Raw genomic sequence first — 26,777 nt, 5'->3', positions numbered from 1 at the left:
TTGATCGCTATGGAAAGCTGCTTAAACAGTTAAGTCCGAGTGGTCCGGGATGGGATGGAACCTATAATGGTAATCCGGTATCGTCTAATGACTATTGGTTTAGAGTAGAGTATATGGAAACCCTGCCCGATGGTAGTTTGCAACCAAGAAAGTTTAAAGCAAACTTCACTTTGAAACGATAAAAGATAAACCTATAGAGAAAATATCTTGAGTCGTCCTAAAATAGGTTGACAGTTTTTAAAGGTTTAAATCAATCCCTCGAAGCTAGCTTCGAGGGATTTTTTGTTATGTATAAAATTAGGTGTTTTATATTTAAGGTTTAAATGTGGTCTTATATTATTATAGGTTTTTATTGATTCTTTGATAAGAACTTTGAGTTCTTTACCCGTGTTACATTTATTAAATAAAAATTCTTCCTTTAATATTCCATTTATTCGTTCTGCTAAGGCATTTTGATAACAGTCATACCCGTCGGTCATCGAGGGTATCGTATTAGAGCGCTTCAGTTCTGCCTGATAAATAGCCGAGCAGTACTGCAAACCTCTATCGGAATGATGTATTATTTGGTGAGAGGTAGTTCTACTTTTATTAGCCATTTTCATTGCTTTAACTACATTTTCTGCACTCATATCATCACTTAGATGGTAGCCCATTATTTTTCTACTAAAAGCGTCAGTCACCAAGGAAAGATAATGAGTCCTTTTTCTACTTTTGATATAAGTAATGTCACTTACAAAATACTGCTCTGGTCTTACGGGTACAACATTGTTCATTAGGTTAGGGTACTTTTTTAACTAATTTTTAGAATCAGTTGTTTTTGTGTAATTCTTTCTTGGTTTTATCAGTATTGATTCGGACCTCAGGTAATCAAACAGCGTATCTCTGCCTATTTTAATCCCCATCTTTTCAAATTCAACTTTGAGCAAATAATACAACTTACGAGTACCTAGTCTTGGCATTTGCCGGCGTACTTTTAAAATCAGCGGTTTGATCAGGGCAAGTTCATTAGCCCTTATCTTTGCTCGCTTTTCTGCTTGATAGATAGCCTGTCTGCTTATCCCAAACAATCTGCAACAACGTGACAGGCTCAGTCGGTGTTCTTGCTGGATTCGTTGGATTGATTGGGCGAATGCTTTTTTCGGATAGAAGTGCCGTAATGCTGATCTGTGATATCGATCATCGTATTGAGAATCTTATTCTTGAGCTTCCCATCTGACAACTCTTTTTCAAGCCTCTTGATCTTTTGAGCAGGTGTTTCTTTCATTTTGTTACAGGTAAATCTCGTCTTAGGTTTGTTCCAGTCTAAGGTACCGTGTTTTCGTAACCAAACCAAAACAGTGCTCCTACCTTGAATACCATAAGCTTTTTGAGCTTGCTTGTAAGTCATTTCGCCCTTTTCTACTTGAGATACAACGGCTAATTTAAAGCCTAAATTGTAATCGCGCTGAGTACGCTTTTTCTCAGCTTTTTCGGAAAGCTTCACAAATAAGTCGAATTTGTGTCAACTTTTTTCATTTAGATTAGAAAACTAACTTTATTAGCTAGTGGAAGTAATATAGTGAGTAACTTAATCGGTACTATATTTTTTATTAAAGACCTAAAAGACAAACATTAGAGAATTGCATAAAATTGCACTAAGAATAGCGATACCAAAACTAAGGAGAGTTCCTATTAAAATATATTCGGTAAGTTTACGGTCTTTCGAGGCTGTTAAATCGCTAAACCTGAAAATTGATTTAGCAGCAATTAAAAAACCAACACCTTCCCAATGATTACTTATAATAAAAACGAAAACAAGTAATCGCTCTAAAATCCCGATATATTTTCCGGCATTATCAAGCGATTCGTCTTTTTCAATTTCCGTTTGGGGTTTATAAACAGAAATTATCATTTTAATTATAACCGATGTCGGCGTGGTTAAAAAAAACGCTCCTGTAATAATCAGTAATAATTGTGGCGGAAATTTAAAATCTATAGTTGAATTAATACAGAAAAAATACACTAAAAAAATTACGGTAAAATGAAATAACTGATCAATAAAAAAGAATAGTCTTTTTGATTTTGCAGTTTGTAAGCTTAATTTCAATCCATCAATTATTAGATGTGTTCCGGCTATTATAAGTGGAATATACCACAGAGAAAAATCCCAAAGCACTAAAAAATTAAGTAAAAGATGAATAAAAATGTGTAAATACAACTTTGGTGAAGCAAATTTTTTAGCCTCTTTTTCTTGAACCCATGTATAAGGTTGTAATAAAAAATCGCCTATTAAATGTGCTAGAATAAGTTTGATTAGTATAATCATAGTTTTTTTATTTTCTCTCTAAAAATAAGATCAAATTCTTTTAATTCTTCTAAGAATGCTCTTTTTTGTCTTTCGCTTACTGTATTTTGTTTTATTCCAATTTTTTCGCCTAATTCTTGTTGATTAAAATCTGGATATTCTATACTTAATTTTACAACTTCAGCAGAATTTTGAGTCCAATTATCCATAGCAATAAGAGCAAGTTTAAAACTTACATTTATTTCTCGGTTAAGTTGTTTGTTGCCACAATGAATGAGCAAATTTGTTTTTTCTTTTTTAAGTAATTCAAACATCTCTCCGGAACGTATAAAAGCAGATCCACTTGATTCTGAAATGCTTTTAGCACGATAACTTTTTTCGCCTACGCCAATTGCAATACGAACATCAAGTCCTTTTATACTTTTTAAGGCAGCCTTTATATAAAGACTTTTCCAAAAAGCAGTTTCAGCATCTTCAATTTCTAGTTGAAAACTATCACCTCTAAAAATTTCCCACCGCTCGTTTTCTTTTCCTAGCAAAGAAAGCGTCTTTCGTAAAATTTTAAGATAATCTTTTGGCGCTTTTGCAGCACGTGAATTTATAATATCTCCGGTTAAAATACTTATCATCATATTCAAATATCGTTAAAAAATACGATAAATAAAAATATCGTCTAAAAAAACGATAATTTGTTTTATCGCTTTTTAAGTTGATAAATATCAATATCAATATCGTGTTTTCAGGGCTTACCTTATAAAAAGTTAAAGTATAAATCTAACAATAATCTTCATGAATTACCCATAAAAATCCTTGAATGATTATTTATATTTGTAAGAGCCAATTTAATAAAAGCTTATGGAAAATTTGGAAGCCGCAAGACTTCAAATGGCACTAACCTTAATCTTTCACATTGTATTTGCCTGTATAGGAATGGTTATGCCATTTTTTATGGTAATCTCTCATTTTAAATGGCTAAAAACTCGTAAAAAAATTTATTTAGAATTAACAAAGGCATGGCAACGTGGTGTAGCTATATTCTTTGTGACCGGAGCAGTTTCAGGAACAGCACTTTCATTTGAACTAGGTTTATTATGGCCTGAGTTTATGAAACATGCGGGACCAATAATTGGAATGCCATTTTCATTAGAAGGGGCTGCTTTCTTTGTTGAAGCTATTGCGCTAGGTTTTTATTTGTACGGATGGAAAAAACTACCCGAAAAATTTCATTGGTTTACTGGTGTAATTATTGGGATTTCAGGCGTAGCTTCAGGAATTTTAGTAGTTGCCGCTAACGGCTGGATGAATTCTCCTTCAGGCTTTGATTATGAAAATGGTGTGTTTTCAAACATTCAGCCAATGGAAGCTATGTTAAATGAAGCTTGGTTTACGCAAGCTTTACATATGACATTAGCTGCTTTTGTGGCAACAGGATTTGCGGTAGCGGGAATTCATGCTTTTCAGATTTATAAAGGAAAACGAAAAGAATTACATCAAAAAGCATTTAATATTTCAATAAGTATTGCTGCAGTTGCTGCAATTTTACAACCAATTAGCGGAGATATTTCCGCAAAAGATATTGCAGAAAGACAACCCGCAAAACTGGCAGCTTTAGAAGCACATTATGAAACAGAAAAAGGGGCTCCGCTTTATATTGGCGGAATTGTAGATGAAGAACATCAAGAGGTGAATTATAAAATTGAAATTCCAAAAGCACTTTCTTTTTTAGCATTTGGAGATTTTGATGCTGAAGTAAAAGGACTTAATGATTTTCCAAAAGACGAACAACCGCCGGTAGCTATTGTTCATTATGCGTTTCAATTAATGGTAGCGCTTGGCACTTTATTAGCCTTAGCTGGAGTTTTATATTTTTTGAGTTTAAAATTTAGAAACTGGCAAAATTCAAAAAAATACTGGTTGTTTTTTGTATTACTCGCTCCATTGGGATTTGTTGCCTTAGAAGCTGGCTGGATTGTTACGGAAGTTGGTAGACAACCCTGGATTATCTATAATGTGATGAAAACCAAAGATGCAGTAACACCAATGCCGGGAATATTTTATAGTCTATTAATGTACGTTGGTATTTACTTATTACTAACCTTTGTTGTAAGTTGGCTTATGTGGCGGCAAATTAGAGTACTTAATCAAACCAAAGAAGAATGTTAACAGTAGTTTTGTTTTTCTTATTTTTCTCACTTTTTTTATACGTTCTTTTAGCTGGAGCTGATTTTGGTGCAGGAATAATTGAATTATTTTCTTCACGGAAAAATCAAGAGCTCACCAAGAAAACAATTTATCGGGTAATGGGTCCAATTTGGGAAGCCAATCATATTTGGATCATCATTCTTATTGTAATTCTATGGATCGCTTTCCCGGCGTATTACAATATTTTTGTGGTTTACTTGCATATTCCTATTACTTTAATGTTGTTAGGAATTACAATGCGTGGGGTTGCATTTATTTTTAGACACTACGATGCTATTAAAGGAAAGTCGCAAAATTGGTATAATCACTTATTTAAACTAGGAAGTTTTTTTTCTCCGCTTTTTTTGGGAATGATTTTCGGTGGGCTAGTAGGAGGGAGTATCAATTTATATGAAGAAAACTCTTCTTTAGGTTTTAAAGAAATTTATGTGGATAGTTGGTTTAATCCATTTTCTATTTTAATTGGGTTGTTTTATGTAGCTTTATGCTCTTTTATTGCAGCAAATTTTTTAATAGGTGAAGCAGGAGAAGAAGATGAAAAAAATGCCTACAAGAAAAAAGCAAGTTACACTACTATAATTTTAGTGTTACTAGGTCTTGTGATTATTTTATATGGTTATTTTAATGATATTGCTTTTGTAGCAGATTTTATTGAAAACAAAATTTCAATAATAGGAATAATTATTTCAGCACTGGTGTTAATTCCGTTATGGATAATGATAAAAAAACGAGAAAAAAGATGGTCACGTATCTTAGCTGCAGTGCAAGTTTTTTTAATTGTTGCTGCTGCTATGTTGGCTCATTTTCCTCATATTATTATTACAAGCACAAATGAAATTAGTATTTTAAATGATGTTGCTTCAGACTCCGTAATCAATTCGCTTGGAATTGCTTTAATTATTGGAGGCTTTTTAATTTTACCAGGCTTGTATCACCTAATGCAATCTTTTCAACTGATTAAACTTTTTAAAGAAAAAAAATGAAAGAAATAGTATTAGTTTTTGGCGCTCTTTATGGAATGTTAGCTGTGCTTCTTGGAGCATTTGGCGCACATGCATTAAAAGAGAAATTTACAAAAGAGCAATTGGCTAGTTATGAAACTGGCGTAAAATATCAAATGTATCACGCAATTTTATTGGTGATTCTTGGTTTAGCGCTTCCAATGGTAAATACTATAGAACACGTGACAGCAATTTTTTTTATTGTAGGGATTTTTCTTTTCTCTTTTAGTATTTATGGGTTGTGTATTACTTTGAGTAAAGGTAAAAAATTAAAAATTTTAGGTCCTGTAACTCCACTTGGAGGGTTATGCCTGATAACTGGTTGGATTCTACTGATTATTATTTTCGCTTCTTACGGATTTTATTTATAAAAAAAGCTCCCATTTTTGGGAGCTTTGTATAATGTTTATATATGTTATCTACTAAGTTCAATAACTTGAACCATGTTTTTTCCATCGGTAGATTTCCAAACTTGTTTTTTAGAACTATCTTCAACAATGATCCACGTTTTATTTAAATCAGAATCTTTCTCTTTGTTTGAAGTTTTCAACACAATATAATCATCGTACATATTCCATTCAAAAGGTGAGGTGTCAGAATAATCATTCTGAAATAAATTGTAATTCAAGCTTTTCTCTCCTTTCCCGTTCTTTTTAAAAGTAATAGTTCCAATATTTTCAGAAGTCATGCTTTTTCCTTTATCGTTGGTAACTTTATATTTATCGATATTCCAAGTATTCACGATTCTTGGAGAACAGCTAGCCATTGCAAAAATAAGTCCGACAATAAGTAATTTAATTTTCATAAAATATAATTTTTTGGTTGTATCAATAAACTTGTTTTTCTTTATTAAAGCAATTTTTTTTATTCAATTTATGATAGGTTTATTAATAGTTTAACGCTTGTTAATCTATTTTAGCTTTAACTGAACTCTTTTACCTTCTAATTCTTCATAATATTTTTCAGTTGAAAACTGCAATTCTTTATATTCTTCGGTTCTGTTTTTCTTCATTTCAATACGTTTCATACTTTTTAAAAAGCGACGTACGTGATGATCGTTAGTAAGAATTAATCCTGGAATTTTTACAGATTTTCCTTCTTTTGTTTTAGCAACCATTGTAATATATGAAGAGTTGCAGTGCTTTTTCTTTCCGGTTTGTATGTTTTCAGCTTCAACGCGAATACCAATAACCATTGAGGTATTTCCTACATAATTTACCGAAGCTTTCATCGTAACTAATTCACCAATTTCAATCGGTCGTAAAAAGTTAACGGTATCAACACTTGCCGTTACACAATAATCGCCACTATGTTTTGAAGCACAAGCAAACGCAATTTGATCTAATAATGAAAGAATGTAACCACCGTGAATTTTTCCGTTAAAATTGGAATGGGAGGGAAGCATTAATTCTGAAATCACAACCTGCGATTCTTCTACGTGCTTAAAAGGTTTTTCCATAAAAATTTTTGTTCTTCAATTTTAAATTATCTTCTAAAATGAGGCGATTGCGCGAGTTCTACATTTGTAATGAAATATTTGGTATCGCCCCAGAAAATAAAAGTTCCGTAGCGCTCAATATAAGTTAGTTTTACGTATTCACCCTGATGCTTTTTCAATTTTTCGATTACTTCTTCATTTTTATCTAATACCGAAAAACTAAAAATCTGTGCACCGCTAATTCCTTGGCTAATTTGTCCTTCCCAAGTTTTTACAATTACACCTTTATTACTAAATTTTATAAGTTCTCCCGCGCGCGTTCCTTCGCTATACGGAACAAAATAAAGAAAACTGTAGTAAATGGTAGCAATAACTACAATGGCTACGAGAATATAAGTAAGTATTTTTTTCATAATAGTTTATTCATCTTCGTCATCATTATCAACAGCTCGTGCCATTAATTTCTGATCGATTTGTTTACTAGCTTTTGCACCTAATTTTTTCAGTTTTTCTACACGGCGAATTAAATTTCCTTTTCCGGTAAGTTTTTTCATCGCCGATTCATAACTATTTTGTACCGTCCCGATTTGCCGCCCGACTTTTAATAATTCTTCGGTTAAGTTAGTAAAACTATCGTATAAAGCGCCGGCTTGGGTTGCAATTTCTATCGCATTTTGCTTTTGTTTTTCATTTTGCCACATACTGTCGATGGTTTTTAAAACCGCCAGTAATGTAGTAGGTGTAACAATAATGATATTTTTCTCGAAAGCATCGCTATATAATTGCGGATATTCGTTAGAAGCAATCGCAAAAGCGGCTTCAATGGGAATGAAAAGCAGAACAAAATCCGGACTTTCCATTTGATAGAGTTGATGATAATTTTTCTGGCTCAATTCATCTACTCGTTTTCTAACCGATATTAAATGATTTTTTAAATGAAGCGGTTTCTGACTTTCGTCCGTTTCATTAATGTAGCGCTCATAAGCATTAAGCGAAACTTTTGAGTCAATTATCATTTTTTTATCGCCCGGCAATTCAATCACCACATCGGGCATTACGCGTTTTCCTTCATCGGTGGTAAAACTTTGCTGCACAAAATATTCGCTGTCTTTTTGCAATCCGCTGCGTTCTAATACGCGCTCTAAAACCATTTCACCCCAATTCCCTTGCATTTTGGTGTCGCCTTTTAAGGCTTTAGTTAAATTTGTGGCTTCTTCGCTAATTTTTAAATTTTGTTCGTTTAAATGTTGTAATTGCTTCCCTAATTCTGCGTGACGTTTAATAGAATCATGCGAACTTTTATCTACTTTTTCTTCAAATCCTTTTATTTTTTCTTGAAGCGGATTTAAGATATTCTGAATATTTTCTTTATTTTGAAGGGTGAATTTTTCAGATTTTTGATCGAGAATTTTATTGGCTAAATTTTCAAATTCTTTGGTGAATTTTTCTTGTAGCTTTTCTACTTCTGCTTTTTGCTCTTCATTTTTTTGCTGAAGATTATCAAACTCCACATTTTTTCGGGTGAGTTCATTTTTAAAACGCTCTTTTTCATTTCTGATTTCTTCGCGTTCTAATCTGATTTTTTCCAGTTGTTGTTGAAAATCTTTTTCGGTTTTTTCTAATTGATCCCGTTGTTCTTGTTTTTCTTCTGCCAATTTTTGCTCGGTATTTTCCAGCTGAAGTCGTAAAGTAGACAGCTGGTTTTCGGTTTCTTTAGAAGCCGCTTCTTGTTTGAGTTTAGAAACATTTTTTCCGGCAAAAAAGCCGATAATCAACATAATGATTGCCACAATAGCAAAAACAATATATTCGGTCATGCGTTAGTTTTTCTCAAATTTACGGAAAATATTCGACTGAAATTTATTCGATTAATGTTAAAGGAAATTCAGTTGAATTAAACCACTTTAAAGTTCTTGGTTTCAGCATCAAACTGAATTAAATTTTTAGGAAAGAGTTTTTCTAAATGTCCATCTTCAATCAACTTTTCCGGCGTTTCTTGAATCACTTCACCTTTATTCACCAAAATAATTTGATCACATAATTGAAGCGCAAGATTAATTTCGTGCGAAGCAAAAACAATAGCTTTTTGCGTTTCTTTAGTTAATTGCTTCAATAATTTTAAAACAAAAACTTTATGATATAAATCGAGATGCGTTGTGGGTTCGTCTAAAATAATTAGCGAAGTATCCTGCGCCAAGGCTCGCGCGAGCATTACTTTTTGTAATTGTCCGTCACTTAAACTGCTGCATTTTCGTTTGGCTTTATCGGTAAGATCGATTAATGCTAAGGCGTTTTTAATCGCTTTTTTATCATCCTCCGTCAAAATTCCTAACCAATTTGTATACGGATGTCTGCCGAGTGCGACCAATTCTTCTACCGATAAATTTTTAGAGAAATGTGTTTCGGTTAAAACGATACTGATTTTTTCGGCGATGCTTTTTGCTGAAAATTGCTGAATTTTCTCATTTTCTAAGAAAACTTCCCCAGATTTTGCTTCTAATTCACCAATAATTGTTTTTAAAAGTGTCGATTTTCCTGAACCGTTTGTACCAATTACCGCGATTAATTCTCCCGATTTTATATTCAGATTAATTCCGCTGGCAACTGTTTTATCAGCATAACCAATACATAAATTTTTGGTTGATAATTTTGTATGTGAAGCTGAATTTTTCATCTAAAAAATCAATTTCTTTTTTCTCACCAACAACCAAATTACGACCGGCGCGCCAATAATTGACGTGATCGCATTAATTGGTAACGTAAGTTCACTACCCGGAATTTGCGAAATACTATCACAAAAAAGCATTAAAATTGCTCCACCAGTTAAAACAGAAGGCATCAAAAATAAGTGATTATTTTTCGGAATAATTTGCCGAACTAAATGCGGAACTGCCAAGCCGATAAAAGCGATTGGTCCGGCAAAAGCAGTTATACTTCCGGCGAGTAAACTGGTAGCTAAAATCACAAAAAACCGATTTTGTTTTAAATTGGTTCCTAAACTTTTTGCATATTTTTCTCCTAATAAAAGGGCGTTTAAATTTTTAATACAAAAAATGCTGAGTAAAATTCCGCAGCACCAAAAAAGGAATAAAAGGCTAAGTTCTGTCCACGATAAATTCCCTAAACTTCCGAATGACCAAAAAATGTATTGTTGTAATTGTTGCGACGGACTAAAATAAGACAAAACACTTACTACTGCTGAAGTTAAGCTAGCAAACATTAACCCGATTATCAGTAAAGCCATAGTATCTTTTATTTTAAATGAAGTTCCTAAAACGGCGAGTAGAACCAAAAAACTTCCTAGACTCGATGCAATCACTAAGGTCCACTTTGAAAGGAATAATCCTGCGGCGATTCCGCCAAAAAAACTGCTGCCCATAATAACCAACGCAACGCCTAAACTTGCGCCGCTACTTAAGCCTAACACGTAAGGTCCGGCTAACGGATTTCTAAAAAGCGTTTGCATAAGAAGTCCGCTGAGCGCTAAACCCGAACCTACTAAAATTGCTGTAAATGCTTTTGGTAACCGATATTCTAAAATGATATATCGCCAAGTATCGTTTGAAACTTCCTGATTAAAAAAAGATTTTATTACATCTTTTAACGGAATGGAAACCGAACCCAAACTTACATTAATAAGTAAAGCTATGAGAAGTAAAATAATTCCGAGTAAAAGATATGTAGCGACTTTTTTCAAATTAATCGAGCGGTTTAAAAAAAGTAGGTTGGTAATTTTCTAATAATTCCGGATGAAAAATTTTAATGAGATCTTTCAGCACTAAATCAGGTCGGTTAGGTGCTAATTCATAAAATAAAACCCCGCCAGTTTCTCCTGTTACACCGGCATACGAATAAATTTTTTTCTGTTGAAAAGCATCAAATTTAGCATAATGTTCGCTTGCGTTTTTCATCGCTTCATAAGAGGTGAAAGCGCCGGGCGCAATCCAATAATCGGCTTGTTTCGCTTTTACCAAGACACTTTCAAAAGCGAGTGATAAACTCCCGTTTCCATCGGTTTTTTTGTACAAATAACTTGCGTTTGCATCTGCTATAAATTGTGCTTGCCAAGATTTTCCGTGCGGTAAATACCAAACATCTTTATACATCGCGCCGCTTAAAACACTCGGTTTTTTTTGCGCTTTTTCGGCTAGTTTTTTCGCTGAATTATATTCATTTTCAATTTCCTCGAAAATTTTATCGGCTAGTTTTTCTTTTCCGTAGAAGGCTCCAAAAAATTTAATCCATTCAGCTTTTCCTAACGGATCTGCTTCGGTCCAATCGCTATTATAAATCACAGGAATTCCACTTTTATTGATGGTTTGAAAGGTTTTATTTCCGCTTTCTACCGCAAAACCAATGACTACATCGGGTTGTAAATTCAGTAAAACTTCGGTATTAATCGATTCATTTTCGCCGAGTTCTTGAATTTCTCCTTCAGTAATTAATTTTCGGGTTTTTTCAGAAGAAATATAATCGAGGTTCGGAAAACCAACTAAGGTATTTTCTACACCTAAACTTTCTAAGGAAGGAATATGCGTAGTAGAAGTAACGACAATTTTTTGAACCGGAATAGTTACTTTTTGATCGTAGTTTACATCATCAGGGATTTCAGCATTTTTTTCAGCTAAAAGATAAGTGAATTTTTTTTCGGCTTTTGGCCACGGACTCGGAACGTTTATGATTTTATAATCGCCAAAATCTGTAATGGTAAAACCTTCAGCATAATTAATGGACGTTTTTTTTCCTTCAGCAGTTGAAACAGATTTTTCATGCTTGTTTTTTTGATTACAAGCTACTATAAAAATGCAACTAAAAAGTATGATTATTTTTTTCACGCTGAAAGATTTTATGCCACAAAAGTAAGATTATTTCATTTTCTGATGCGCAAAGACAACAAAATGTTTACTTTTGCAAGCAAATTGGTTAAACAGTATTTGTAAAAGACTGTTTATTAAAAGGGAATTAGGTGTAAAAATCCTAAGCTGTTCCCGCAACTGTAAGCTTTGTTTCGTTAAGAAATGCTTTTGGTAAACTTCATTCCACTGTCTTTTTAGACGGGAAGGATCGCCAAAAGACGCAAGCCAGGAGACCTGCCAGTTTTATAAATTTTAACGCAAAGACTTTCGGGTAAAAGGTCTTCGGTTTATGAAACATTTTTTAGCACTTATATTATTTTTTGGCGCGATTTTGCCCTTATTTTCGCAATCGGATTCTATAACCGAATTGCAAACAGTTGTATTAACTGATAAAAAGTTAGCCGATTTTTCTACCGGTCAGCAATTAACCACCATTTCAGATTCTTTGCTGAATTACAATCAGCCTTCGTTAAGCTCGGTTTTAAATTATAATACGCCCATTTATTTTAAAGAAAATGGTTTGGGAATGGTTTCTTCGCCAAGCTTTCGCGGCACAACTGCCCAACAAACTGCGGTAATTTGGAATGGAATAAATATAAATTCACAATTTAACGGCCAAACCGATTTTAATACAATAAATGCAGGAAGTTTTAATGAAATTAGCGTGCGTCCCGGTGGTGGAAGTATTGTTTACGGAACCGGTGCAATTGGCGGTACGGTTCATTTGAACAATACACTTGCTTTTAATGAAAAAGTTGAAAATCAAGTCCATTTGAGTTATGGAAGTTTCAATACTTTGGATGCGCGCTATCGTTTAAATATTTCAAGTAAAAAATGGAGTACGCAAATTTCGGTGACGCGAAATCAATCTGATAATGATTACGATTATCCTGAAAATGACGGTAAAAATTTAAATGGAGAATTTTACAACACCAGTTTAAATACTGCGGTTGGTTATCGGTTTTCTTCAGCAAATATTATTCGATTTTATAGTCAGTTTTACGAGAGTGAGCGGCATTTTTCTTTGATTAGACCTTCGGAAAATAGAACAAAATACGATGATGTTAATAGCAGAAATTTACTGGAATGGGAAATTGGTTTTGGTAAATTTACTTCGCTAGCAAAAATTGCTTATTTAGAAGAAGAATATAAATACTTCCAAAATATAAAGCGAGATAATTTTTCATCGAGCAAGGCAAAAACGTGGATCGCAAAATATGATTTGAATTATGATATTTCTTCTGTCATGCAGCTTAACGGAATTTTATCATACAATAATACAAAAGGTGTAGGAAGTAATATTACTGAAAAAAACCGGGAAATTTCTTCGGCTTCACTATTGTTTAAACATCAAGCTCTAGAGAAACTTCAGTATGAAATTTCTTTTAGGAAGGAAGTAACTGCAGCTTATGAAAGTCCATTTTTATATGCGGTTGCTGCAGATTTTCAAGCAACAGAATTTTATTTACTTCAGGCAAAAATATCAAAAAACTTCAGAATTCCCACGTTTAACGATTTGTATTGGTCAACCGGTGGAAATCCAAGTTTAGCTGCCGAAGAAGCGCAGCAATTTGAAATTGGAAATAAATTTTCTTTCAACAGTTTTACATTCAGTTTAACCGCTTATTATAATTCTATTGAAAATATGATTCGCTGGCTTCCAACCAATAATGGATTTTGGCAACCTGAAAATGTAGATGAAGTAGAAACCTATGGCGCCGAGTTCTTACTGAATTGGAAAAAGAATTGGCAACAACATCAACTTCAAGTTAATGGAACTTATGCTTATACTATTTCAGAAAATAAAGCAACCGGAAATCAACTGATTTATGTTCCGTTTCACAAGGCGACGGCTTCACTTTATTATGGATATAAAAACTGGTTTTTAGAATATCAATTTTTATATAATGGAGAAGTTTTTACCAGAACTGATAATGATTCTGCCCATAATTTAGATACGTATTTGCTTTCGAACCTAGGTTTTGGTTATCACTTTGGTAAAAAAAGAGATTTTACGCTCGGTACAAAAATCCGCAATCTTTTTAATGCTCCTTACCAAAACGTAGAAAACCGGCAAATGCCCGGTATTAATTATTCAATTTATATAACCCTTAATTTTTAATTTATTATGAAAAAAACAACACGATTTTTAGCTCTTATTTTTTGCAGCGTATTCTTTTTAGTTTCTTGTAGTGATGATGATGCTTTTACGCCACCGGAAGATTCTGAGAATCCGGAAAATCCAGAAAACCCTGAAGAACCAGGCGAAGAAGAAGGAAAATATGCTCAAGGAATTTTTGTGCTAAATGAAGGTGGAGTAGGAACAGTAACCTACCTTAGTGAGGATTTAGAAACAGTTGAACAGGCTATCTTTCAACAAAATAATAATGGAGAAGATATAGGCGCTTATGCACAATCTATTTTCTTTGAAGACGATTTAGCGTTTATTATTTCCAACGGATCTAATTTAATTACGGTTGTAAATCGTGATACATTTGAGTTGGTGGCAAGAATTGACAGCGGTTTAGATGTTCCTTATTATGGAGTTGCTGAAAATGGAAAAGCTTATGTTACCAACTTAGCTAGCTTTGATTCTGGTGAAGATGATTATGTAGCTGTAATTGATTTACAATCTTACGAGGTTGAAAATACCGTTACCGTTGGCGATTATGTTGCCAATATTGAAGAAGAAAATGGAAAATTATATATTCAAAATTCTAATTATGGTTCTGGCGGATCTGTTACAGTAATGAATATGGCTTCTATGCAGATTGAAAATGTTATTAGCACCGCAGATGGCTTAAATTCTTTTGAAATTGAAAACGGAAACCTTTACGCTTTAACAGGAACAAAATTGCAAACTTTTAACTTAAGCAATACCAATTTGCTTAATGAAATGGAGTTAGCTTACGGAACAGCAGAGGAACCGCTTTTAGCTAATAATTTAAATATTGAAGATGATCAAGTTTATTTTACGGTAGAAAATTCTGTATATAAATTTGCTTTAGGTGAAACAAACGCACCAAATGAAGCTTTGTTTTCTTATGAAACTTCTTCAGCTTATGGAGTTATGTATGGTTTTGAAGTAGAGAATAACCGGATTTTTGTTGCTGATGGTGGCGATTTTGCTTCTGACAGTTTTGTGAAAATCTACGATATAGAAGGTAATTTAATAAAAACTCAAGAGGTTGGTATAGCTCCAAATGGGTTTTACTTTAATGAATAATGTGAGCTATTATTCATTTATTTGAATTGATCTGAAATCCCACTTTTTTAAGTGGGATTTTTTATTAGTTGAAATGTTTAAGTTTAGAATTGTTTTTTTATTTCAGTTTTTTAACTCTGTTGGTGGTAAATCGTTTGTCTTATGATGATTCTCATAGAAGTACTTTAGTCAAAAATTAATGAGTTTTACTTGCTTTTTACAACAGTACTTCTTAATATCACACCAATAAAAAATACTGTTTAATAAAAAGAATAATCTAAGTGTCCTGCGCTGAATAAAGTACTTGAGATTAATATTGCCGTAATGGTTCTATATTGTTTATTGATTTTTTTAAAAATTATTTCAAAATAAAAATCCTACTCCAATTTGAAATACAGAGTTTCTAATTTCTGTACCTTCTTGAATTTCTGTGATACTTGGTATGTAACGAACATTTAATAAAAATGTCTTATCAAAATTATATTCTAGACCGAAAATAAATCCTATATCCGTCTTTTCAAAATATTTATCTTTTTCTGAAAATATACTTTGTTTAGTTCCATTAATTTCTTCGCTTAGCTTTAATCCTAATTGTGGTCCTAATTGTACATTTAGACCACCAATTATATAAGCTTTTAGTAGTACAGGTAATTGAAGATAATCTACTCTGTATATTATTCTACTAGAATCGTTGTTTCTCAGTTCAAATCCTTGTTGAGAGTAATATATTTCTGGTTGTATAGAAAAATAATTATTTAGGTCTATTTGCAATAAAAATCCACCATAAAATCCATTATATGTTTTTAAAGTGTAGAAATTGTTACTTGGTAATCCGCTTATGGTGGAAATGTTAATCCCTCCTTTAAAGCCGAACTGAGTATTTTTTATATTATCCTTTTCTTGAGCGTTTATAAAAAAAAAGTTTAAAATGATTAATAGGAAAGAAAGATGTATTTTTTTCATTTTTTGGTTTTATATTTTTGGCAGCTGTACTTTTTAATTGTTTTTTATATTTACAGTATTCTTAATATTAGAAGGAGTTTCATTTTTAATTTGATTTTGATTTAAAGACTCTATCGATTCTGATTTTATTTTTTTTTCAGTTTGTGAGTTTTTAATAAAAGTTGAATAGGTTAATATAGCCAAAGTAATTATAGCTATAGATATTTTAAGAATTTCAACCAATCTTTGTTTTTTTCGTTGCTTATATATTCTATAAAAACCGCCAGAAGCCTTAAAATCATTAATATGAGGTTCGTTAGGTCTTAACGATACATTACTTCCGGTAATTAGCTTATCTGGCAACTCATTCTGTTCTCTTCTAATCAAATAGGTGAGTTGTATTAATTTTTTTGTATCTGCTTCACTAAAATTTAAATTATGAATATTAACCCAACTAAGTCGATCTTTGTTTTCTTTTTTAACAAGTTCTAGAAGTAACTTATCCGCTAATTTTGCTTCTTTTCGGGTCATATCATGTGTATTGCGTACAACTAATTATATAAAAACAAAAGTATAATTTTATTATAAACTGTTAGTAGTTAAATATTTTACAAATAGAACAGCTTAATTTTACTCTTGTACTTTAAAATCCACATACATACGTTGATAAATAGGAGAGCTCATATCGCTATTTCCTAATTCAGAAAACTCTCTTACAGAAGAGGAAGAATAAAAAGGTCTGCCGCCACCAATAATAGTATTTATTGCAGTTTGTAAAAGAGGCTCTTGTGGATCGCCGAGTTCTCCTAAATTAAAGAAGTCTTCTTTCTGCTGAATTGTAGGCGTAAGTCCATCAACATAATCCGTAAAACCATTTGCATTAACCGATTTTAAAATTAGTGGTTGCATAGCATAACGATGACCAATATTTACATTATTTCTAGAGAAATCTGGCGAATCATATAATGTGGTAGACCCTTGAAATTTTCCGGTAGTAACATCGCCAATTTGAATAACCTCAATATACGGACGTAGGGAACTAATCAATAATTCGCTTGCAGAAGCCGTAGAGCTTGTTGTTAAAACATACACACGATTTAAATTAAGGCTATTTATACTTCCACCGGAAGAAACTTCAGTATTAAAAAGAAGTTCTTCGTCTTCAAAATTTTCGTTATAGACTTGTGTCGAAAATAAATCACCTTGAAATTGCCCGGTTATCATACTCGCTAAATCATTACTGGTTTCTATGCTTCCGCCACTGTTATAGCGTAAATCGACTACTAAATCAGAAATTCCTTGTGCTTTAAAATCTGCAAAAGCAGCATTTAAATCATCATCAAAAGTTCGTGTAAAGCCATTGTACATTAAATAACCTATTTGTTGACTTTCAACATCAAGTGTTTTGGCAATATAAACCGGATTTTCTGTAAGTTCTTGCTTTGTTAGTGTAATTGTCTCGGGTAAATCATTAAGGTTTTCGCCGTCAAAACTGGCTAAACCGATGGTATAAGAATTTGGCGATAATAAATCATTAAAATTATTTTCGGTAAAGGTAGTTCCATCAACACGATTAAATAGCATGCCACGTTTAACGCCTTGTTGGTCTGCAGATGAATTTGGAATTACATAACGAACATAGCCGAAAATTTGTCCGTTTTCCTGTAATTGTACCAAGCCGAACTCCATTCCATTGTTTAAGCTAATGCCGTTTAAGGCTTCTTCTAACACGCGGTAATCTTCAATTAAAAAACTAAATCGGTCTTCTTCTTGAAAAATAAGTTCATCAAAAAGTGCTTCTGGCGTTGCGTAAGATTGTAAAAAATTGGTGTACGCATTTTCATCAGCAAAAGCATCTTCAGCTAATTGTGGAACATCACTTTTATAGAGGTAAGTAAAATCTAGTCCACGGTAAATAAAATCTTGAATTTCTGCAGTAGATGCAGCTACGCGTACATCGTCTTGATCTTCAAAACAAGCAGTGCATAAAAAACTAAAACTTAGCAAAAGAAAAAAGGCCCGAGTAAATTTCATAAATGAATTTTTATATAAAACATTAAAAGTAAAGACAATATTGTAATTTAAAAATATATTGTAACAAAATTTAAGTTGAATCGTCATCAAGATGAAACCAAGCACAAAATGAACCAGCAAGAGTTTTTAGCGTTTTTAGAACCCATAAAAGATAAAATGTATCGGTTGTCGTTACGTTTGCTGGTTTCAAAAGAAGCAGCAGAAGACGCTACGCAAGAGGTTTTTGTGAAATTATGGAATAAAAAAAGTACACTAAAAAATTATAATAGTCCTGAAGCTTTTGCAATGACGGTTACTAAAAATCACTGTTTAGATCAGTTAAAATTAAAGAAGAATAACAATTTACGAATTGTACATAATAATTATGAAGATGAAAAAACCTCGCTTCAAAAACAAATAGAAGCGAAAGATGAATTGAATCATGTTTCTGAAATATTAAAAAGTTTGAGTGAACAAGAACAGATTTTAATTCAATTAAGAGATGTAGAGCAACTCGAATATACGGAAATTTCAGAAACTACCGGAATGAAGGAAACTGCAATTAGAGTTTCTCTGTCTAGAGCTAGAAAAAAAATACGAAAAGAAATTTTAAAAAAACACCGCTATGGAACGGTCTAAAATAAAAGAATTATTAGATAAATATTTAGAAGGCGAAACAAGTCTTGCTGAAGAAAAAAAATTACGAGAGTATTTTACTTCCTCAGCAATAGATCCAGCTTTTGAAGAATTTAAACCTCTGTTTACCTTTTTTGAAAAAGAGCAAGAGATAAAATATATAGAAAAGCCAAAAATTAATAAAACCAAAAAAATATCATTTCAATGGTTAAGTATTGCGGCGAGTATTGTGCTAGTTTGTTCAGTTTATTTTTTTAGTCAACAAAAAGAAGAACATAATAATACAAGAAAAGTAAATCATGAATTAGCGATGAAAAACACACAAGATTTACTGTACATGATGACCAATGTAATGAATGATGGTAAAAATCAATTGAAATATTTAAAAGAATTTGAAACAACAAAAAATCAAATAATCAGAAATAAATAAAACTATGAGAAAGTTAATAATTTTTAGTCTGCTAGTAACCATACCCTTTTTAAGTAAAGCGCAAAACTTTCAGAAGTATGAAAATATGAAGGAAGTAAATGCAATGGTTATGACGAGCAATATGTTTAAACTTTTAGCAGAAATAGACGTAGAAAGTGATGATGCTGAAGTTCAGCAATACATAAAGTTGATAGAAAGTTTAGAAGACATTAAAGTAATTTCTACCAATAATATTAGTATTGGCAAACAAATGGAAAATGACGTAAATACTTACATTACCAGCAATGCGTTAGAAGAATTGATGCGTTTTAAAGATGAAAATAAAAATGTTCGTTTTTATTCTAAACCGGGCAGCAAACCGGCTTTTGTAAAACAATTGGTAATGTTATTTAAAGGAGAAGAAGAAGGAGAACCAATAACTGTAGCCCTTTCAATTACCGGAAATATCAATCTAAAGGAGATCTCTAAACTAGCACAAGATTTAAAAGTTCCGGGTGCAGAAGAATTAAAGAAAATAGAAGAAAAATAGTAAAAAGGATGAAAAGTATACAAAAAATATTATTAATGTGCTTGCTAGCTTTTGCAGCAATTGCGTGCAACACAGAACCATCTTTACAAAAATATTATGTAGAGAAGCAAAACGATGCTAATTTTATAGTAATAGATGTACCGGCAAGTCTTTTTTTAGGTAGCAATTCAACTTTATCTGAAGAGCAACAAACAGCACTAAAAAGTATAGAGAAAGCCAATGTACTAGCATTTCCAATTAGCGGTGATAACCAAGAAATTTTTGAAAAGGAAAAAGAGAATGTAGATCAGATTTTCACTCAGAAAAAATACAAACTACTTTTTAGAATGGGTTCTGTAGCAAAGGGGGTGAGATTAATGTACTTAGGAGAAGAAGACGCTATAGACGAATTTATTTTATATGGAGTTCATAATGAAAAAGGTTTTGCTGTGGCTAGAATTTTAGGAGATGATATGAATCCCGGAGCAATCATGAAACTAATGAAATCTGCTGGAGAAGGAGATATAGATGTAAATATGAGTGCTTTTGATCAGTTAGATGACATTTTAGAGGATAAAGATAGTGTTCAATAAGCGCTAAATTTACAGAAAAAAACAGGCTGAAAAATTATAATATTTTCAGCCTGTTTTTTTTATAACTTTATAAGTCTAACAGTCGCTTAAATTTACTTTTACTGCTAAGCCACCTTTAGAAGTTTCTTTATATTTAGAATTCATATCTTTAGCAGTATCCCACATAGTTTCAATAACTTTATCTAAGGGTACTTTTGCTTTACTAGCATCACTGTCTAAAGCAATTTCGGCAGCGTTTATCGCTTTAATTGCACCCATTGCATTTCGCTCTATACAAGGAACTTGAACCAAGCCGGCAATTGGGTCGCAAGTTAAGCCTAAATGATGTTCCATTGCAATTTCACTTGCCATTAAAACTTGTTCAGGAGTTCCGCCCATAAGCTCTGTTAATGCGCCTGCAGCCATTGCGGAAGATACGCCAATTTCAGCTTGGCAACCTCCCATTGCAGCAGAAATTGTAGCTCCTTTTTTAAACAAACTTCCTATTTCTCCGGCAACCAACATAAACTGTTTTAGATCTTCAAAAGTAGCATCGTGATTTTCAATTGTCATGTAATACATCATTACCGCAGGAACGGTTCCTGAACTACCGTTTGTAGGAGCAGTAACCACACGACCTAGAGAAGCATTTACTTCATTAACACTAATGGCATAACAGCTTACCCATTTTAAAATCTGACGAAATTTAACTTCGGTTTTTCTAATCCCTTCTAACCATTCTTGTGGTGAAGAATAAGTGACATCACCAATCAATTTTTGATGCATTTCAAAAGCACGACGTTTTACATTTAATCCGCCAGGTAAAGTTCCTTCGGTATGACAGCCAGTGTACATAGATTCTAACATCACTTGCCAAATAGCTTTTAAGCCATTATCAATTTCTTCATCAGTTCTTAAGGAACGTTCATTTTCAAGAACAATTTCTGAAACTTTCTTATTATGTTTTTTGCATAAGGTTAAAAGATCTTCACCTTTTTCTACAGGGTAAGGAAATTCTTGAAAAATTTCCTGTTTCTTTTTTGCGTTTTTTCGTTCTTCTTTAACAACAAAACCTCCTCCGATCGAGAAAAAAGTTGAGGTTTCTTTTTTACCATTACTTAAAGTCGCGGTAAATGTAATTCCGTTAGGGTGAAAATCTAAAAACTCTTTATTAAAAACCACTTGTTCTTGCGGATCGAAATTGACCTTTTTTTCGCCGTTTAAAAGTAGCTCTTTTTCTTTCTGAATTTTCTTTATTTCAGGATCTAGCTTATCTAAATCCATTGTTACAGGATCGTAACCGCATAAACCCAAAATAGAAGCAATGTCGCTGGCGTGTCCCTTTCCGGTTAAAGATAAAGAACCGTATAAATCTACCTTAACTTCTTCAATTAAATCAAAAATATTTTCTTCTTTCAACTCAGCTAACCAACGTTGTCCTGCACGCCAAGGACCTAAGGTGTGAGAACTCGACGGCCCAACGCCAATTTTCAGCATATCAAAAACGCTAATACATTCAATTTTCTTCATATCATCACAAATTTATGAGTCAAAATAGTCAGGCACAAATATTATAGAAATTTTTGAGCTTTTCATTAAATAAGATTGAAAAATTTATGAGCATAAAAAAGTGTATGTTAATTCGTAAAATGCCATTTTGATCAATTGTTTTCGAGCGAAGTGACATCCTGTCATAAAAAATCTGCTGGCATAAAGATTGACTATTTGTAAGCGTAATAAAAAATAGAAAAAAAAATAAAATACATAACTATGAGTAAAATAATTGGTATAGACTTAGGGACAACCAACTCTTGTGTTTCTGTAATGGAAGGTAACGAGCCTACGGTAATACCTAATGCCGAAGGAAAACGTACAACACCTTCTGTAATTGCATTTGTAGAAGGAGGAGAGATTAAAGTTGGAGATCCAGCAAAAAGACAAGCGGTAACAAACCCAGAAAAAACAATTTCTTCTATTAAGCGTTTTATGGGGAATAAATACTCAGAGTCTTCTAGAGAAGCGAGTAGAGTAGCCTATAATGTAAAAAAAGGAGATAACGATACACCACGGGTAGATGTAGATGGACGCTTATATACTCCACAAGAATTATCTGCTATGATTCTTCAGAAAATGAAGAAAACAGCAGAAGATTATTTAGGACAAGATGTATCGGAAGCAGTTATTACTGTTCCCGCTTACTTTAATGATTCGCAACGTCAAGCTACAAAAGAAGCTGGTGAAATTGCAGGACTTAAAGTACGCAGAATTATAAACGAACCAACTGCTGCCGCCTTAGCATATGGTTTAGATAAAAAAGGGCAAGACCAAAAAATTGTAGTATTTGATTTTGGTGGTGGTACGCACGATGTTTCTATCTTAGAATTAGGAGATGGCGTTTTTGAAGTACTTTCTACAGATGGAGATACACATTTAGGAGGTGATGATGTTGATGAAAAAATTATCGATTGGTTAGCAGAAGAATTTCAAAAAGATGAAGATATAGATCTTAGAAAAGATCCGATGGCATTGCAACGTTTAAAAGAAGCTGCAGAAAAAGCCAAAATTGAATTGTCTTCTTCAACACAAACTGAAATTAATTTACCATACGTAACAGCAACTTCAAGCGGACCAAAACACTTAGTAAGAAGTCTTTCTAGATCTAAATTTGAGCAATTAATTGCAGATTTAGTAAAAAGAACAATCACCCCGTGTGAAAAAGCGATGAAAGACGCTGGTATCTCAAAAGGAGATATCGACGAAGTAATTTTAGTAGGTGGTTCTACACGTATTCCTGCAGTGCAAGAAGCAGTAGAAAAATTCTTTGGTAAAAAACCAAGTAAAGGTGTAAATCCAGATGAGGTTGTTGCAATTGGAGCAGGAATTCAAGGTGGAGTTTTAACCGGAGATGTTAAGGATGTGTTGCTATTAGATGTAACTCCACTTTCTTTAGGAATTGAAACAATGGGTGGCGTTAACACAAAACTTATTGAAGCTAATACAACTATTCCTTCTAAAAAGTCACAAACATTCTCTACTGCAGCAGATAATCAGCCTTCTGTAGAAATTCACGTATTGCAAGGTGAACGTTCAATGGCAGCAGATAATAAAACCATTGGTAGATTCCACTTAGATGGAATTCCACCAGCGCCAAGAGGAACGCCTCAAATTGAAGTAACTTTTGATATTGATGCAAACGGAATTATTCAAGTAAGCGCTGAAGATAAAGCAACTGGTAAAAAGCAGGATATTCGTATTGAAGCTTCTTCTGGATTAACCGAAGAGGAAATCGAGAAAATGAAGCAAGAAGCAGAAGCAAATGCTGATGCCGATAAAAAAGCGAAAGAAAAAGTAGATAAGCTTAATGAGGCTGATACTATGATCTTCCAAACTGAAAAGCAATTAAAAGAGTTTGGAGATAAACTTTCTGACGATAAGAAAAAACCAGTTGAAGATGCTTTAGAAGAATTGAAAAAAGCATATGAAACTAAAGAGTTAGAAAAGATAGAACCAGCTTTAGAAAAGTTAAACGAAACTTGGAAATCTGTTTCTGAAGAAATGTATAAAGCACAAGCCGAAGCGCAGCAACAAGGTGGTCCGCAACAAGGAGCAACTGGAGCGCAAGGTGAAGCAGACAATAACTCAGAGAAAGATAAAGATGGTGGTGTAGAAGATGTAGATTTTGAAGAAGTAAAGTAATACACAATATCTTTTGAAATAATATATTTGAAAAACGCAACTCTTTGGAGTTGCGTTTTCTTTTCTAAACAAAAAAATAATGAGCAAAAATATTCCATATTCAATTTTAGAATTAGCAACAGTAGCCAATAATTCTACTCCAGCAGAAACTTTTGCTAAAAGTTTAGACCTTGCTCAACAAGCAGAAGAATTTGGTTATAACAGATTTTGGTTGGCAGAACACCATAATATGAAAAGTATCGCCAGCGCAGCTACTTCTGTATTAATAGGTTATATTGCGGGTGGAACTAAAAAAATTCGTATAGGTTCTGGAGGAATAATGCTTCCCAATCATTCACCTTTAGTGGTTTCAGAACAATTTGGAACGCTCGGAAATCTTTACCCCAATAGAATTGACTTAGGTTTAGGAAGAGCACCGGGAACGGATCAAGAAACTGCACACGAAATTCGTTCCGATAGAATGAAAGCGGTTTATCAATTTCCAGAAGAGGTTAGTAAAATTCAACAATATTTTTCAAAAGAAAATTCTGAAAAAGTACGTTCCTACGTTTCAGAAGGCGTAGGAGTTCCTATTTATATTTTGGGTTCCAGTACAGATAGCGCACATGTAGCAGCAAAAAAAGGATTGCCTTATGTTTTTGCAAGTCATTTTGCTCCTGCGCAATTACACCAAGCTTTACAAATTTATCATCAAAATTTTCAGCTATCAGAATTTTTGGATAAACCGTATACTATTGCAGGTATAAATGTTATTGCGGCAGAAACAGATGAACAAGCTGAGGTACTTTCTACTTCTATGTTGAAAATGATTTTAGGAGTAGTTACAGGAAATATAGATTACATACAATCACCCACAGAAATGACTCCGGACCTATTGCAAATAGCAAATCATCCAAGCATTCAGCAAATGACACGTTATGCCTTTATTGGTAGCAAAGAGACTGTTAAAGAAAAAACAAAAGCTTTTTTAGAAGAAACAAAAGTAGATGAGGTAATTGTAGCTTCTCACATTTATAAACACGAAGACCGTATAAACTCTTATAAGTTATTTTCTGAAATAATGAAAGAATTAAAAAATAATGCCTCGTAAAACTTGCCGGGCTTGATTATCAAAATAATAATTTTCCTTACTTTTGTGACAAGAATTCAATTAGAAATTGACATCGATGAGCCAAAAAATCTTACTGAACGAAACAGAAATAGAGATCATACTTCACCGTTTGGCTTGTCAACTTATAGAAAAACACAATGATTTTTCTGAATCGGTGTTTATTGGAATTCAGCCTAGAGGTACTTTTTTAGCCGAACGTTTACAACAAAAATTAGAAAGGGATTATCAAATTACTGAAGTAAAAACAGGAAAACTTGATATTACTTTTTATAGAGATGATTTTAGACGAAGTAAAAAACCTTTAGAAGCCAATAAAACTAGAATTGATTTTTTAGTTGAAGACAAACGTGTAATTTTTATAGATGACGTATTATATACCGGAAGAAGTATTCGGTCAGCCTTAACTGCTATTCAATCTTTTGGAAGACCTAAAGAAATAGAATTATTGACGTTAATAGACCGAAGATTTAGCCGTCATCTACCCATTCAACCAGATTATAACGGAAGACAAGTTGACGCGATAAATGAGGAACGTGTAAAGGTAAATTGGAAAGAAAACGAAGGAGAAGATTGTGTTTACCTTGTAAATAATTAATAAATATTAGCATGAGTGAATTAAGTGTAGACCACTTATTGGGAATAAAATACATCACTAAAGAAGATGTAGATTTAATTTTTAAAACAGCAGATCATTTTAAAGAAGTGATCAATAGGCCTATTAAAAAAGTTCCTTCGCTTAGAGATATTACCATTGCTAATTTATTTTTTGAAAATAGTACCCGAACTCGACTTTCATTTGAGTTAGCAGAAAAACGCTTAAGCGCTGACGTAGTTAATTTTTCTGCAGCTTCTTCTTCCGTAAAAAAAGGAGAGACTTTAATAGATACGGTAAATAATATCCTATCAATGAAGGTAGATATGGTTGTGATGAGACACCCCAATCCAGGAGCTGGCGTTTTTCTTTCACAACACGTAAATGCCAGTATAATAAATGCCGGGGATGGTGCTCATGAGCATCCAACTCAAGCTTTATTGGATTCTTATTCCATAAGAGAAAAACTAGGTGAAGTTGCCGGAAAGAATGTGGTTATTGTAGGCGATATTCTACATAGTCGTGTGGCATTAAGTAATATTTTTGCTTTGAAATTGCAAGGGGCAAATGTAAAAGTTTGTGGTCCAAAAACTTTAATGCCAAAATATATAGAAAGTTTAGGTGTTGAGGTAGAAACTAATTTAAGAAAAGCACTAGAATGGTGCGATGTAGCTAATATGTTACGCGTACAGAATGAACGAATGGAAATTAGTTATTTTCCAAGTACAAGAGAATATGTACAGCAATACGGTTTAAATAAAAAAATACTTGATTCGCTATCTAAAGAAATTACGGTAATGCATCCGGGTCCTATAAATAGAGGAGTAGAAATAACCAGTGATGTAGCCGATTCTGATCACGCAATTATTCTTAATCAAGTAGAAAATGGCGTAGCAGTAAGAATGGCAATTATTTATTTATTGGCCTCAAAAATTAAACAGTAAGCAAGATGGATATTAAAAAAGAAGAAAATTATTGGATTCTTGAAGACAACAATAAAAGTTTAAAAGAATTTGCTCAATTTTTAGAGAATGAAGCTTACAATCAGTTTAGCGATAAAAATGTTGTTGTAAATTTATTGAATCAAAAACAAACAACTTTAGAAGACATTTTTAATTTTTTGAATTTATCTAACAAGCATCGTTCAGAAAATCATTCATTTGTTTTAGTAACTTCAGCAATTGATGTTGATAACGTACCAGAAGAATTATTGGTAGTTCCTACCCTAAGAGAAGCCGGAGACATCATTCAGATGGAAGAAATAGAGCGCGATTTAGGCGCGTTTTAATTT

At 33.0% G+C, this 26,777-nt stretch carries 28 protein-coding genes, 1 pseudogene and 1 riboswitch; of the genes and pseudogenes, 15 read left to right on the top strand and 14 right to left on the bottom strand.

All coding sequences use genetic code 11. The annotated features are described in order from the left end of the window. On the top strand, positions 1-182 hold a 182-nt coding region (locus D9R05_RS08070; RefSeq protein ID WP_162984925.1), incomplete at its 5' end, for a T9SS type B sorting domain-containing protein. Positions 183-245: 63 nt separating this feature from the next. Here D9R05_RS08070 and D9R05_RS08065 read toward each other — a convergent pair. The 3 genes and pseudogenes from D9R05_RS08065 to D9R05_RS08055 all read right to left on the bottom strand — a co-directional run bounded on the left by D9R05_RS08065 (position 246) and on the right by D9R05_RS08055 (position 2,916). Beyond that, positions 246-1,483 (bottom strand): annotated as a pseudogene (locus tag D9R05_RS08065) (IS3 family transposase). A gap of 114 nt (positions 1,484-1,597) precedes the next feature. Then, positions 1,598-2,305 (bottom strand): DUF3307 domain-containing protein, encoded by a 708-nt coding sequence (locus D9R05_RS08060; RefSeq protein ID WP_121666710.1) that lies wholly within the window; start codon positions 2,303-2,305, stop codon positions 1,598-1,600. After that, the gene (locus tag D9R05_RS08055; RefSeq protein WP_240463001.1) at positions 2,302-2,916 is read right to left on the bottom strand and encodes a SatD family protein; all 615 of its coding nucleotides are present in this window, start codon (positions 2,914-2,916) and stop codon (positions 2,302-2,304) included. The genes D9R05_RS08060 and D9R05_RS08055 overlap by 4 nt, the downstream gene beginning before the upstream one ends. Before the next feature lie 223 nt (positions 2,917-3,139). On the opposite strand from D9R05_RS08055, the gene D9R05_RS08050 reads away from it, so the two are divergent. Genes D9R05_RS08050 through D9R05_RS08040 form a run of 3 tightly spaced genes read left to right on the top strand, consistent with a single transcriptional unit; the run spans position 3,140 to position 5,858 of the window. Then, entirely contained in the window at positions 3,140-4,447 is a 1,308-nt protein-coding gene (locus tag D9R05_RS08050; RefSeq protein ID WP_121666709.1) for a cytochrome ubiquinol oxidase subunit I, read from the top strand. Continuing rightward, complete coding sequence (locus D9R05_RS08045; protein ID WP_121666708.1) at positions 4,441-5,469, top strand: cytochrome d ubiquinol oxidase subunit II; 1,029 nt, start codon at positions 4,441-4,443, stop codon at positions 5,467-5,469. The genes D9R05_RS08050 and D9R05_RS08045 overlap by 7 nt, the downstream gene beginning before the upstream one ends. Continuing rightward, positions 5,466-5,858, top strand: coding sequence for a DUF423 domain-containing protein (locus D9R05_RS08040; protein ID WP_121666707.1), 393 nt, complete (start codon positions 5,466-5,468; stop codon positions 5,856-5,858). The genes D9R05_RS08045 and D9R05_RS08040 overlap by 4 nt, the downstream gene beginning before the upstream one ends. Positions 5,859-5,902: 44 nt before the next feature. Here D9R05_RS08040 and D9R05_RS08035 read toward each other — a convergent pair whose 3' ends face one another. The 7 genes from D9R05_RS08035 to D9R05_RS08005 all read right to left on the bottom strand — a co-directional run bounded on the left by D9R05_RS08035 (position 5,903) and on the right by D9R05_RS08005 (position 11,760). Continuing rightward, complete coding sequence (locus D9R05_RS08035; protein ID WP_121666706.1) at positions 5,903-6,292, bottom strand: hypothetical protein; 390 nt, start codon at positions 6,290-6,292, stop codon at positions 5,903-5,905. Between the two features lie 105 nt (positions 6,293-6,397). Continuing rightward, positions 6,398-6,946 (bottom strand): acyl-CoA thioesterase, encoded by a 549-nt coding sequence (locus D9R05_RS08030; RefSeq protein WP_121666705.1) that lies wholly within the window; start codon positions 6,944-6,946, stop codon positions 6,398-6,400. A gap of 26 nt (positions 6,947-6,972) precedes the next feature. Next, a complete protein-coding gene (locus tag D9R05_RS08025) occupies positions 6,973-7,338 on the bottom strand; it encodes a 6-phosphogluconate dehydrogenase (RefSeq protein WP_121666704.1) in 366 nt (121 codons plus the stop codon). 6 nt (positions 7,339-7,344) lie between these two features. Next, positions 7,345-8,742, bottom strand: a complete 1,398-nt coding sequence (gene rmuC / locus D9R05_RS08020) for a DNA recombination protein RmuC (RefSeq protein WP_121666703.1) — start codon at positions 8,740-8,742, stop codon at positions 7,345-7,347. Positions 8,743-8,819: 77 nt separating this feature from the next. Then, complete coding sequence (locus D9R05_RS08015) at positions 8,820-9,599, bottom strand: ABC transporter ATP-binding protein (protein WP_121666702.1); 780 nt, start codon at positions 9,597-9,599, stop codon at positions 8,820-8,822. Next, entirely contained in the window at positions 9,600-10,622 is a 1,023-nt protein-coding gene (locus D9R05_RS08010; RefSeq protein ID WP_121666701.1) for a FecCD family ABC transporter permease, read from the bottom strand. A gap of 1 nt (position 10,623) precedes the next feature. Then, on the bottom strand, positions 10,624-11,760 hold the full coding sequence (locus D9R05_RS08005) for an ABC transporter substrate-binding protein (protein ID WP_121666700.1): 1,137 nt from the start codon (positions 11,758-11,760) through the stop codon (positions 10,624-10,626). Positions 11,761-11,828: 68 nt separating this feature from the next. After that, positions 11,829-12,037, top strand: a riboswitch (cobalamin riboswitch). 33 nt (positions 12,038-12,070) lie between these two features. On the opposite strand from D9R05_RS08005, the gene D9R05_RS08000 reads away from it, so the two are divergent. Both D9R05_RS08000 and D9R05_RS07995 read left to right on the top strand, forming a co-directional pair. Beyond that, positions 12,071-13,903: a TonB-dependent receptor plug domain-containing protein gene (locus D9R05_RS08000; protein ID WP_121666699.1), complete on the top strand. Its 1,833-nt coding sequence runs from the start codon at positions 12,071-12,073 to the stop codon at positions 13,901-13,903. Positions 13,904-13,909: 6 nt separating this feature from the next. Beyond that, complete coding sequence (locus tag D9R05_RS07995; protein ID WP_121666698.1) at positions 13,910-15,007, top strand: YncE family protein; 1,098 nt, start codon at positions 13,910-13,912, stop codon at positions 15,005-15,007. A gap of 342 nt (positions 15,008-15,349) precedes the next feature. On the opposite strand, the gene D9R05_RS07990 is transcribed toward D9R05_RS07995, so the two are convergent. The 3 genes from D9R05_RS07990 to D9R05_RS07980 form a co-directional block, all read right to left on the bottom strand. Continuing rightward, positions 15,350-15,949, bottom strand: coding sequence for a porin family protein (locus D9R05_RS07990; protein WP_121666697.1), 600 nt, complete (start codon positions 15,947-15,949; stop codon positions 15,350-15,352). A 33-nt stretch (positions 15,950-15,982) separates the two neighbouring features. Continuing rightward, entirely contained in the window at positions 15,983-16,459 is a 477-nt protein-coding gene (locus D9R05_RS07985; protein WP_121666696.1) for a hypothetical protein, read from the bottom strand. Between the two features lie 99 nt (positions 16,460-16,558). After that, positions 16,559-17,962 carry a S41 family peptidase gene (locus D9R05_RS07980; RefSeq protein WP_121666695.1) on the bottom strand — a complete coding sequence of 468 codons (1,404 nt, stop codon included), beginning with the start codon at positions 17,960-17,962 and terminating at the stop codon, positions 16,559-16,561. Positions 17,963-18,070: 108 nt separating this feature from the next. On the opposite strand from D9R05_RS07980, the gene D9R05_RS07975 reads away from it, so the two are divergent. The 4 genes from D9R05_RS07975 to D9R05_RS07960 are packed head-to-tail and all read left to right on the top strand — an operon-like array spanning position 18,071 to position 20,108. Then, positions 18,071-18,580, top strand: coding sequence for an RNA polymerase sigma factor (locus D9R05_RS07975; protein ID WP_121666716.1), 510 nt, complete (start codon positions 18,071-18,073; stop codon positions 18,578-18,580). Next, the gene (locus tag D9R05_RS07970) at positions 18,567-19,007 is read left to right on the top strand and encodes a hypothetical protein (RefSeq protein ID WP_121666694.1); all 441 of its coding nucleotides are present in this window, start codon (positions 18,567-18,569) and stop codon (positions 19,005-19,007) included. Before D9R05_RS07975 ends, D9R05_RS07970 begins: the two co-directional genes overlap by 14 nt. Before the next feature lie 4 nt (positions 19,008-19,011). Beyond that, on the top strand, positions 19,012-19,536 hold the full coding sequence (locus D9R05_RS07965; RefSeq protein ID WP_121666693.1) for a DUF4252 domain-containing protein: 525 nt from the start codon (positions 19,012-19,014) through the stop codon (positions 19,534-19,536). Positions 19,537-19,544: 8 nt separating this feature from the next. Further along, on the top strand, positions 19,545-20,108 hold the full coding sequence (locus D9R05_RS07960; protein WP_121666692.1) for a DUF4252 domain-containing protein: 564 nt from the start codon (positions 19,545-19,547) through the stop codon (positions 20,106-20,108). 75 nt (positions 20,109-20,183) lie between these two features. On the opposite strand, the gene D9R05_RS07955 is transcribed toward D9R05_RS07960, so the two are convergent. After that, positions 20,184-21,617 (bottom strand): L-serine ammonia-lyase, encoded by a 1,434-nt coding sequence (locus D9R05_RS07955; protein WP_121666691.1) that lies wholly within the window; start codon positions 21,615-21,617, stop codon positions 20,184-20,186. Positions 21,618-21,857: 240 nt separating this feature from the next. Here D9R05_RS07955 and dnaK point away from each other — a divergent pair, with 240 nt between their 5' ends. From dnaK to D9R05_RS07930, 5 genes are all read left to right on the top strand, one after another. Continuing rightward, positions 21,858-23,783, top strand: coding sequence for a molecular chaperone DnaK (gene dnaK / locus D9R05_RS07950; RefSeq protein ID WP_121666690.1), 1,926 nt, complete (start codon positions 21,858-21,860; stop codon positions 23,781-23,783). A gap of 76 nt (positions 23,784-23,859) precedes the next feature. Beyond that, positions 23,860-24,873: an LLM class flavin-dependent oxidoreductase gene (locus tag D9R05_RS07945; protein WP_205589279.1), complete on the top strand. Its 1,014-nt coding sequence runs from the start codon at positions 23,860-23,862 to the stop codon at positions 24,871-24,873. Positions 24,874-24,949: 76 nt separating this feature from the next. Next, complete coding sequence (gene pyrR, locus D9R05_RS07940) at positions 24,950-25,489, top strand: bifunctional pyr operon transcriptional regulator/uracil phosphoribosyltransferase PyrR (protein ID WP_121666688.1); 540 nt, start codon at positions 24,950-24,952, stop codon at positions 25,487-25,489. Between the two features lie 11 nt (positions 25,490-25,500). Beyond that, positions 25,501-26,430: an aspartate carbamoyltransferase catalytic subunit gene (locus D9R05_RS07935; protein WP_121666687.1), complete on the top strand. Its 930-nt coding sequence runs from the start codon at positions 25,501-25,503 to the stop codon at positions 26,428-26,430. 5 nt (positions 26,431-26,435) lie between these two features. Next, positions 26,436-26,774 (top strand): ribonuclease Z, encoded by a 339-nt coding sequence (locus D9R05_RS07930; protein ID WP_121666686.1) that lies wholly within the window; start codon positions 26,436-26,438, stop codon positions 26,772-26,774. Positions 26,775-26,777: the final 3 nt, after the last annotated feature.

The sequence above is a fragment of the Mesonia aquimarina genome, from assembly GCF_003667275.1.
Lineage (GTDB): Bacteria > Bacteroidota > Bacteroidia > Flavobacteriales > Flavobacteriaceae > Mesonia > Mesonia aquimarina.
The sequence above is the reverse complement of the archived record's forward strand: the minus strand, read 5'-3'. Positions and strand labels throughout refer to the sequence as shown.

Bases quoted from the DNA above. Each gene is read 5' to 3' on its own strand.
- D9R05_RS08060 (WP_121666710.1), bottom strand. From the start codon at position 2,305: ATGATTATACTAATCAAACTTATTCTAGCACATTTAATAGGCGATTTT.
- D9R05_RS08055 (WP_240463001.1), bottom strand. From the start codon at position 2,916: ATGATGATAAGTATTTTAACCGGAGATATTATAAATTCACGTGCTGCA.
- D9R05_RS08050 (WP_121666709.1), top strand. From the start codon at position 3,140: ATGGAAAATTTGGAAGCCGCAAGACTTCAAATGGCACTAACCTTAATC.
- D9R05_RS08045 (WP_121666708.1), top strand. From the start codon at position 4,441: ATGTTAACAGTAGTTTTGTTTTTCTTATTTTTCTCACTTTTTTTATAC.
- D9R05_RS08040 (WP_121666707.1), top strand. From the start codon at position 5,466: ATGAAAGAAATAGTATTAGTTTTTGGCGCTCTTTATGGAATGTTAGCT.
- D9R05_RS08035 (WP_121666706.1), bottom strand. From the start codon at position 6,292: ATGAAAATTAAATTACTTATTGTCGGACTTATTTTTGCAATGGCTAGC.
- D9R05_RS08030 (WP_121666705.1), bottom strand. From the start codon at position 6,946: ATGGAAAAACCTTTTAAGCACGTAGAAGAATCGCAGGTTGTGATTTCA.
- D9R05_RS08025 (WP_121666704.1), bottom strand. From the start codon at position 7,338: ATGAAAAAAATACTTACTTATATTCTCGTAGCCATTGTAGTTATTGCT.
- rmuC (WP_121666703.1), bottom strand. From the start codon at position 8,742: ATGACCGAATATATTGTTTTTGCTATTGTGGCAATCATTATGTTGATT.
- D9R05_RS08015 (WP_121666702.1), bottom strand. From the start codon at position 9,599: ATGAAAAATTCAGCTTCACATACAAAATTATCAACCAAAAATTTATGT.
- D9R05_RS08000 (WP_121666699.1), top strand. From the start codon at position 12,071: ATGAAACATTTTTTAGCACTTATATTATTTTTTGGCGCGATTTTGCCC.
- D9R05_RS07995 (WP_121666698.1), top strand. From the start codon at position 13,910: ATGAAAAAAACAACACGATTTTTAGCTCTTATTTTTTGCAGCGTATTC.
- D9R05_RS07990 (WP_121666697.1), bottom strand. From the start codon at position 15,949: ATGAAAAAAATACATCTTTCTTTCCTATTAATCATTTTAAACTTTTTT.
- D9R05_RS07985 (WP_121666696.1), bottom strand. From the start codon at position 16,459: ATGACCCGAAAAGAAGCAAAATTAGCGGATAAGTTACTTCTAGAACTT.
- D9R05_RS07980 (WP_121666695.1), bottom strand. From the start codon at position 17,962: ATGAAATTTACTCGGGCCTTTTTTCTTTTGCTAAGTTTTAGTTTTTTA.
- D9R05_RS07975 (WP_121666716.1), top strand. From the start codon at position 18,071: ATGAACCAGCAAGAGTTTTTAGCGTTTTTAGAACCCATAAAAGATAAA.
- D9R05_RS07970 (WP_121666694.1), top strand. From the start codon at position 18,567: ATGGAACGGTCTAAAATAAAAGAATTATTAGATAAATATTTAGAAGGC.
- D9R05_RS07965 (WP_121666693.1), top strand. From the start codon at position 19,012: ATGAGAAAGTTAATAATTTTTAGTCTGCTAGTAACCATACCCTTTTTA.
- D9R05_RS07960 (WP_121666692.1), top strand. From the start codon at position 19,545: ATGAAAAGTATACAAAAAATATTATTAATGTGCTTGCTAGCTTTTGCA.
- D9R05_RS07955 (WP_121666691.1), bottom strand. From the start codon at position 21,617: ATGAAGAAAATTGAATGTATTAGCGTTTTTGATATGCTGAAAATTGGC.
- dnaK (WP_121666690.1), top strand. From the start codon at position 21,858: ATGAGTAAAATAATTGGTATAGACTTAGGGACAACCAACTCTTGTGTT.
- pyrR (WP_121666688.1), top strand. From the start codon at position 24,950: ATGAGCCAAAAAATCTTACTGAACGAAACAGAAATAGAGATCATACTT.
- D9R05_RS07935 (WP_121666687.1), top strand. From the start codon at position 25,501: ATGAGTGAATTAAGTGTAGACCACTTATTGGGAATAAAATACATCACT.
- D9R05_RS07930 (WP_121666686.1), top strand. From the start codon at position 26,436: ATGGATATTAAAAAAGAAGAAAATTATTGGATTCTTGAAGACAACAAT.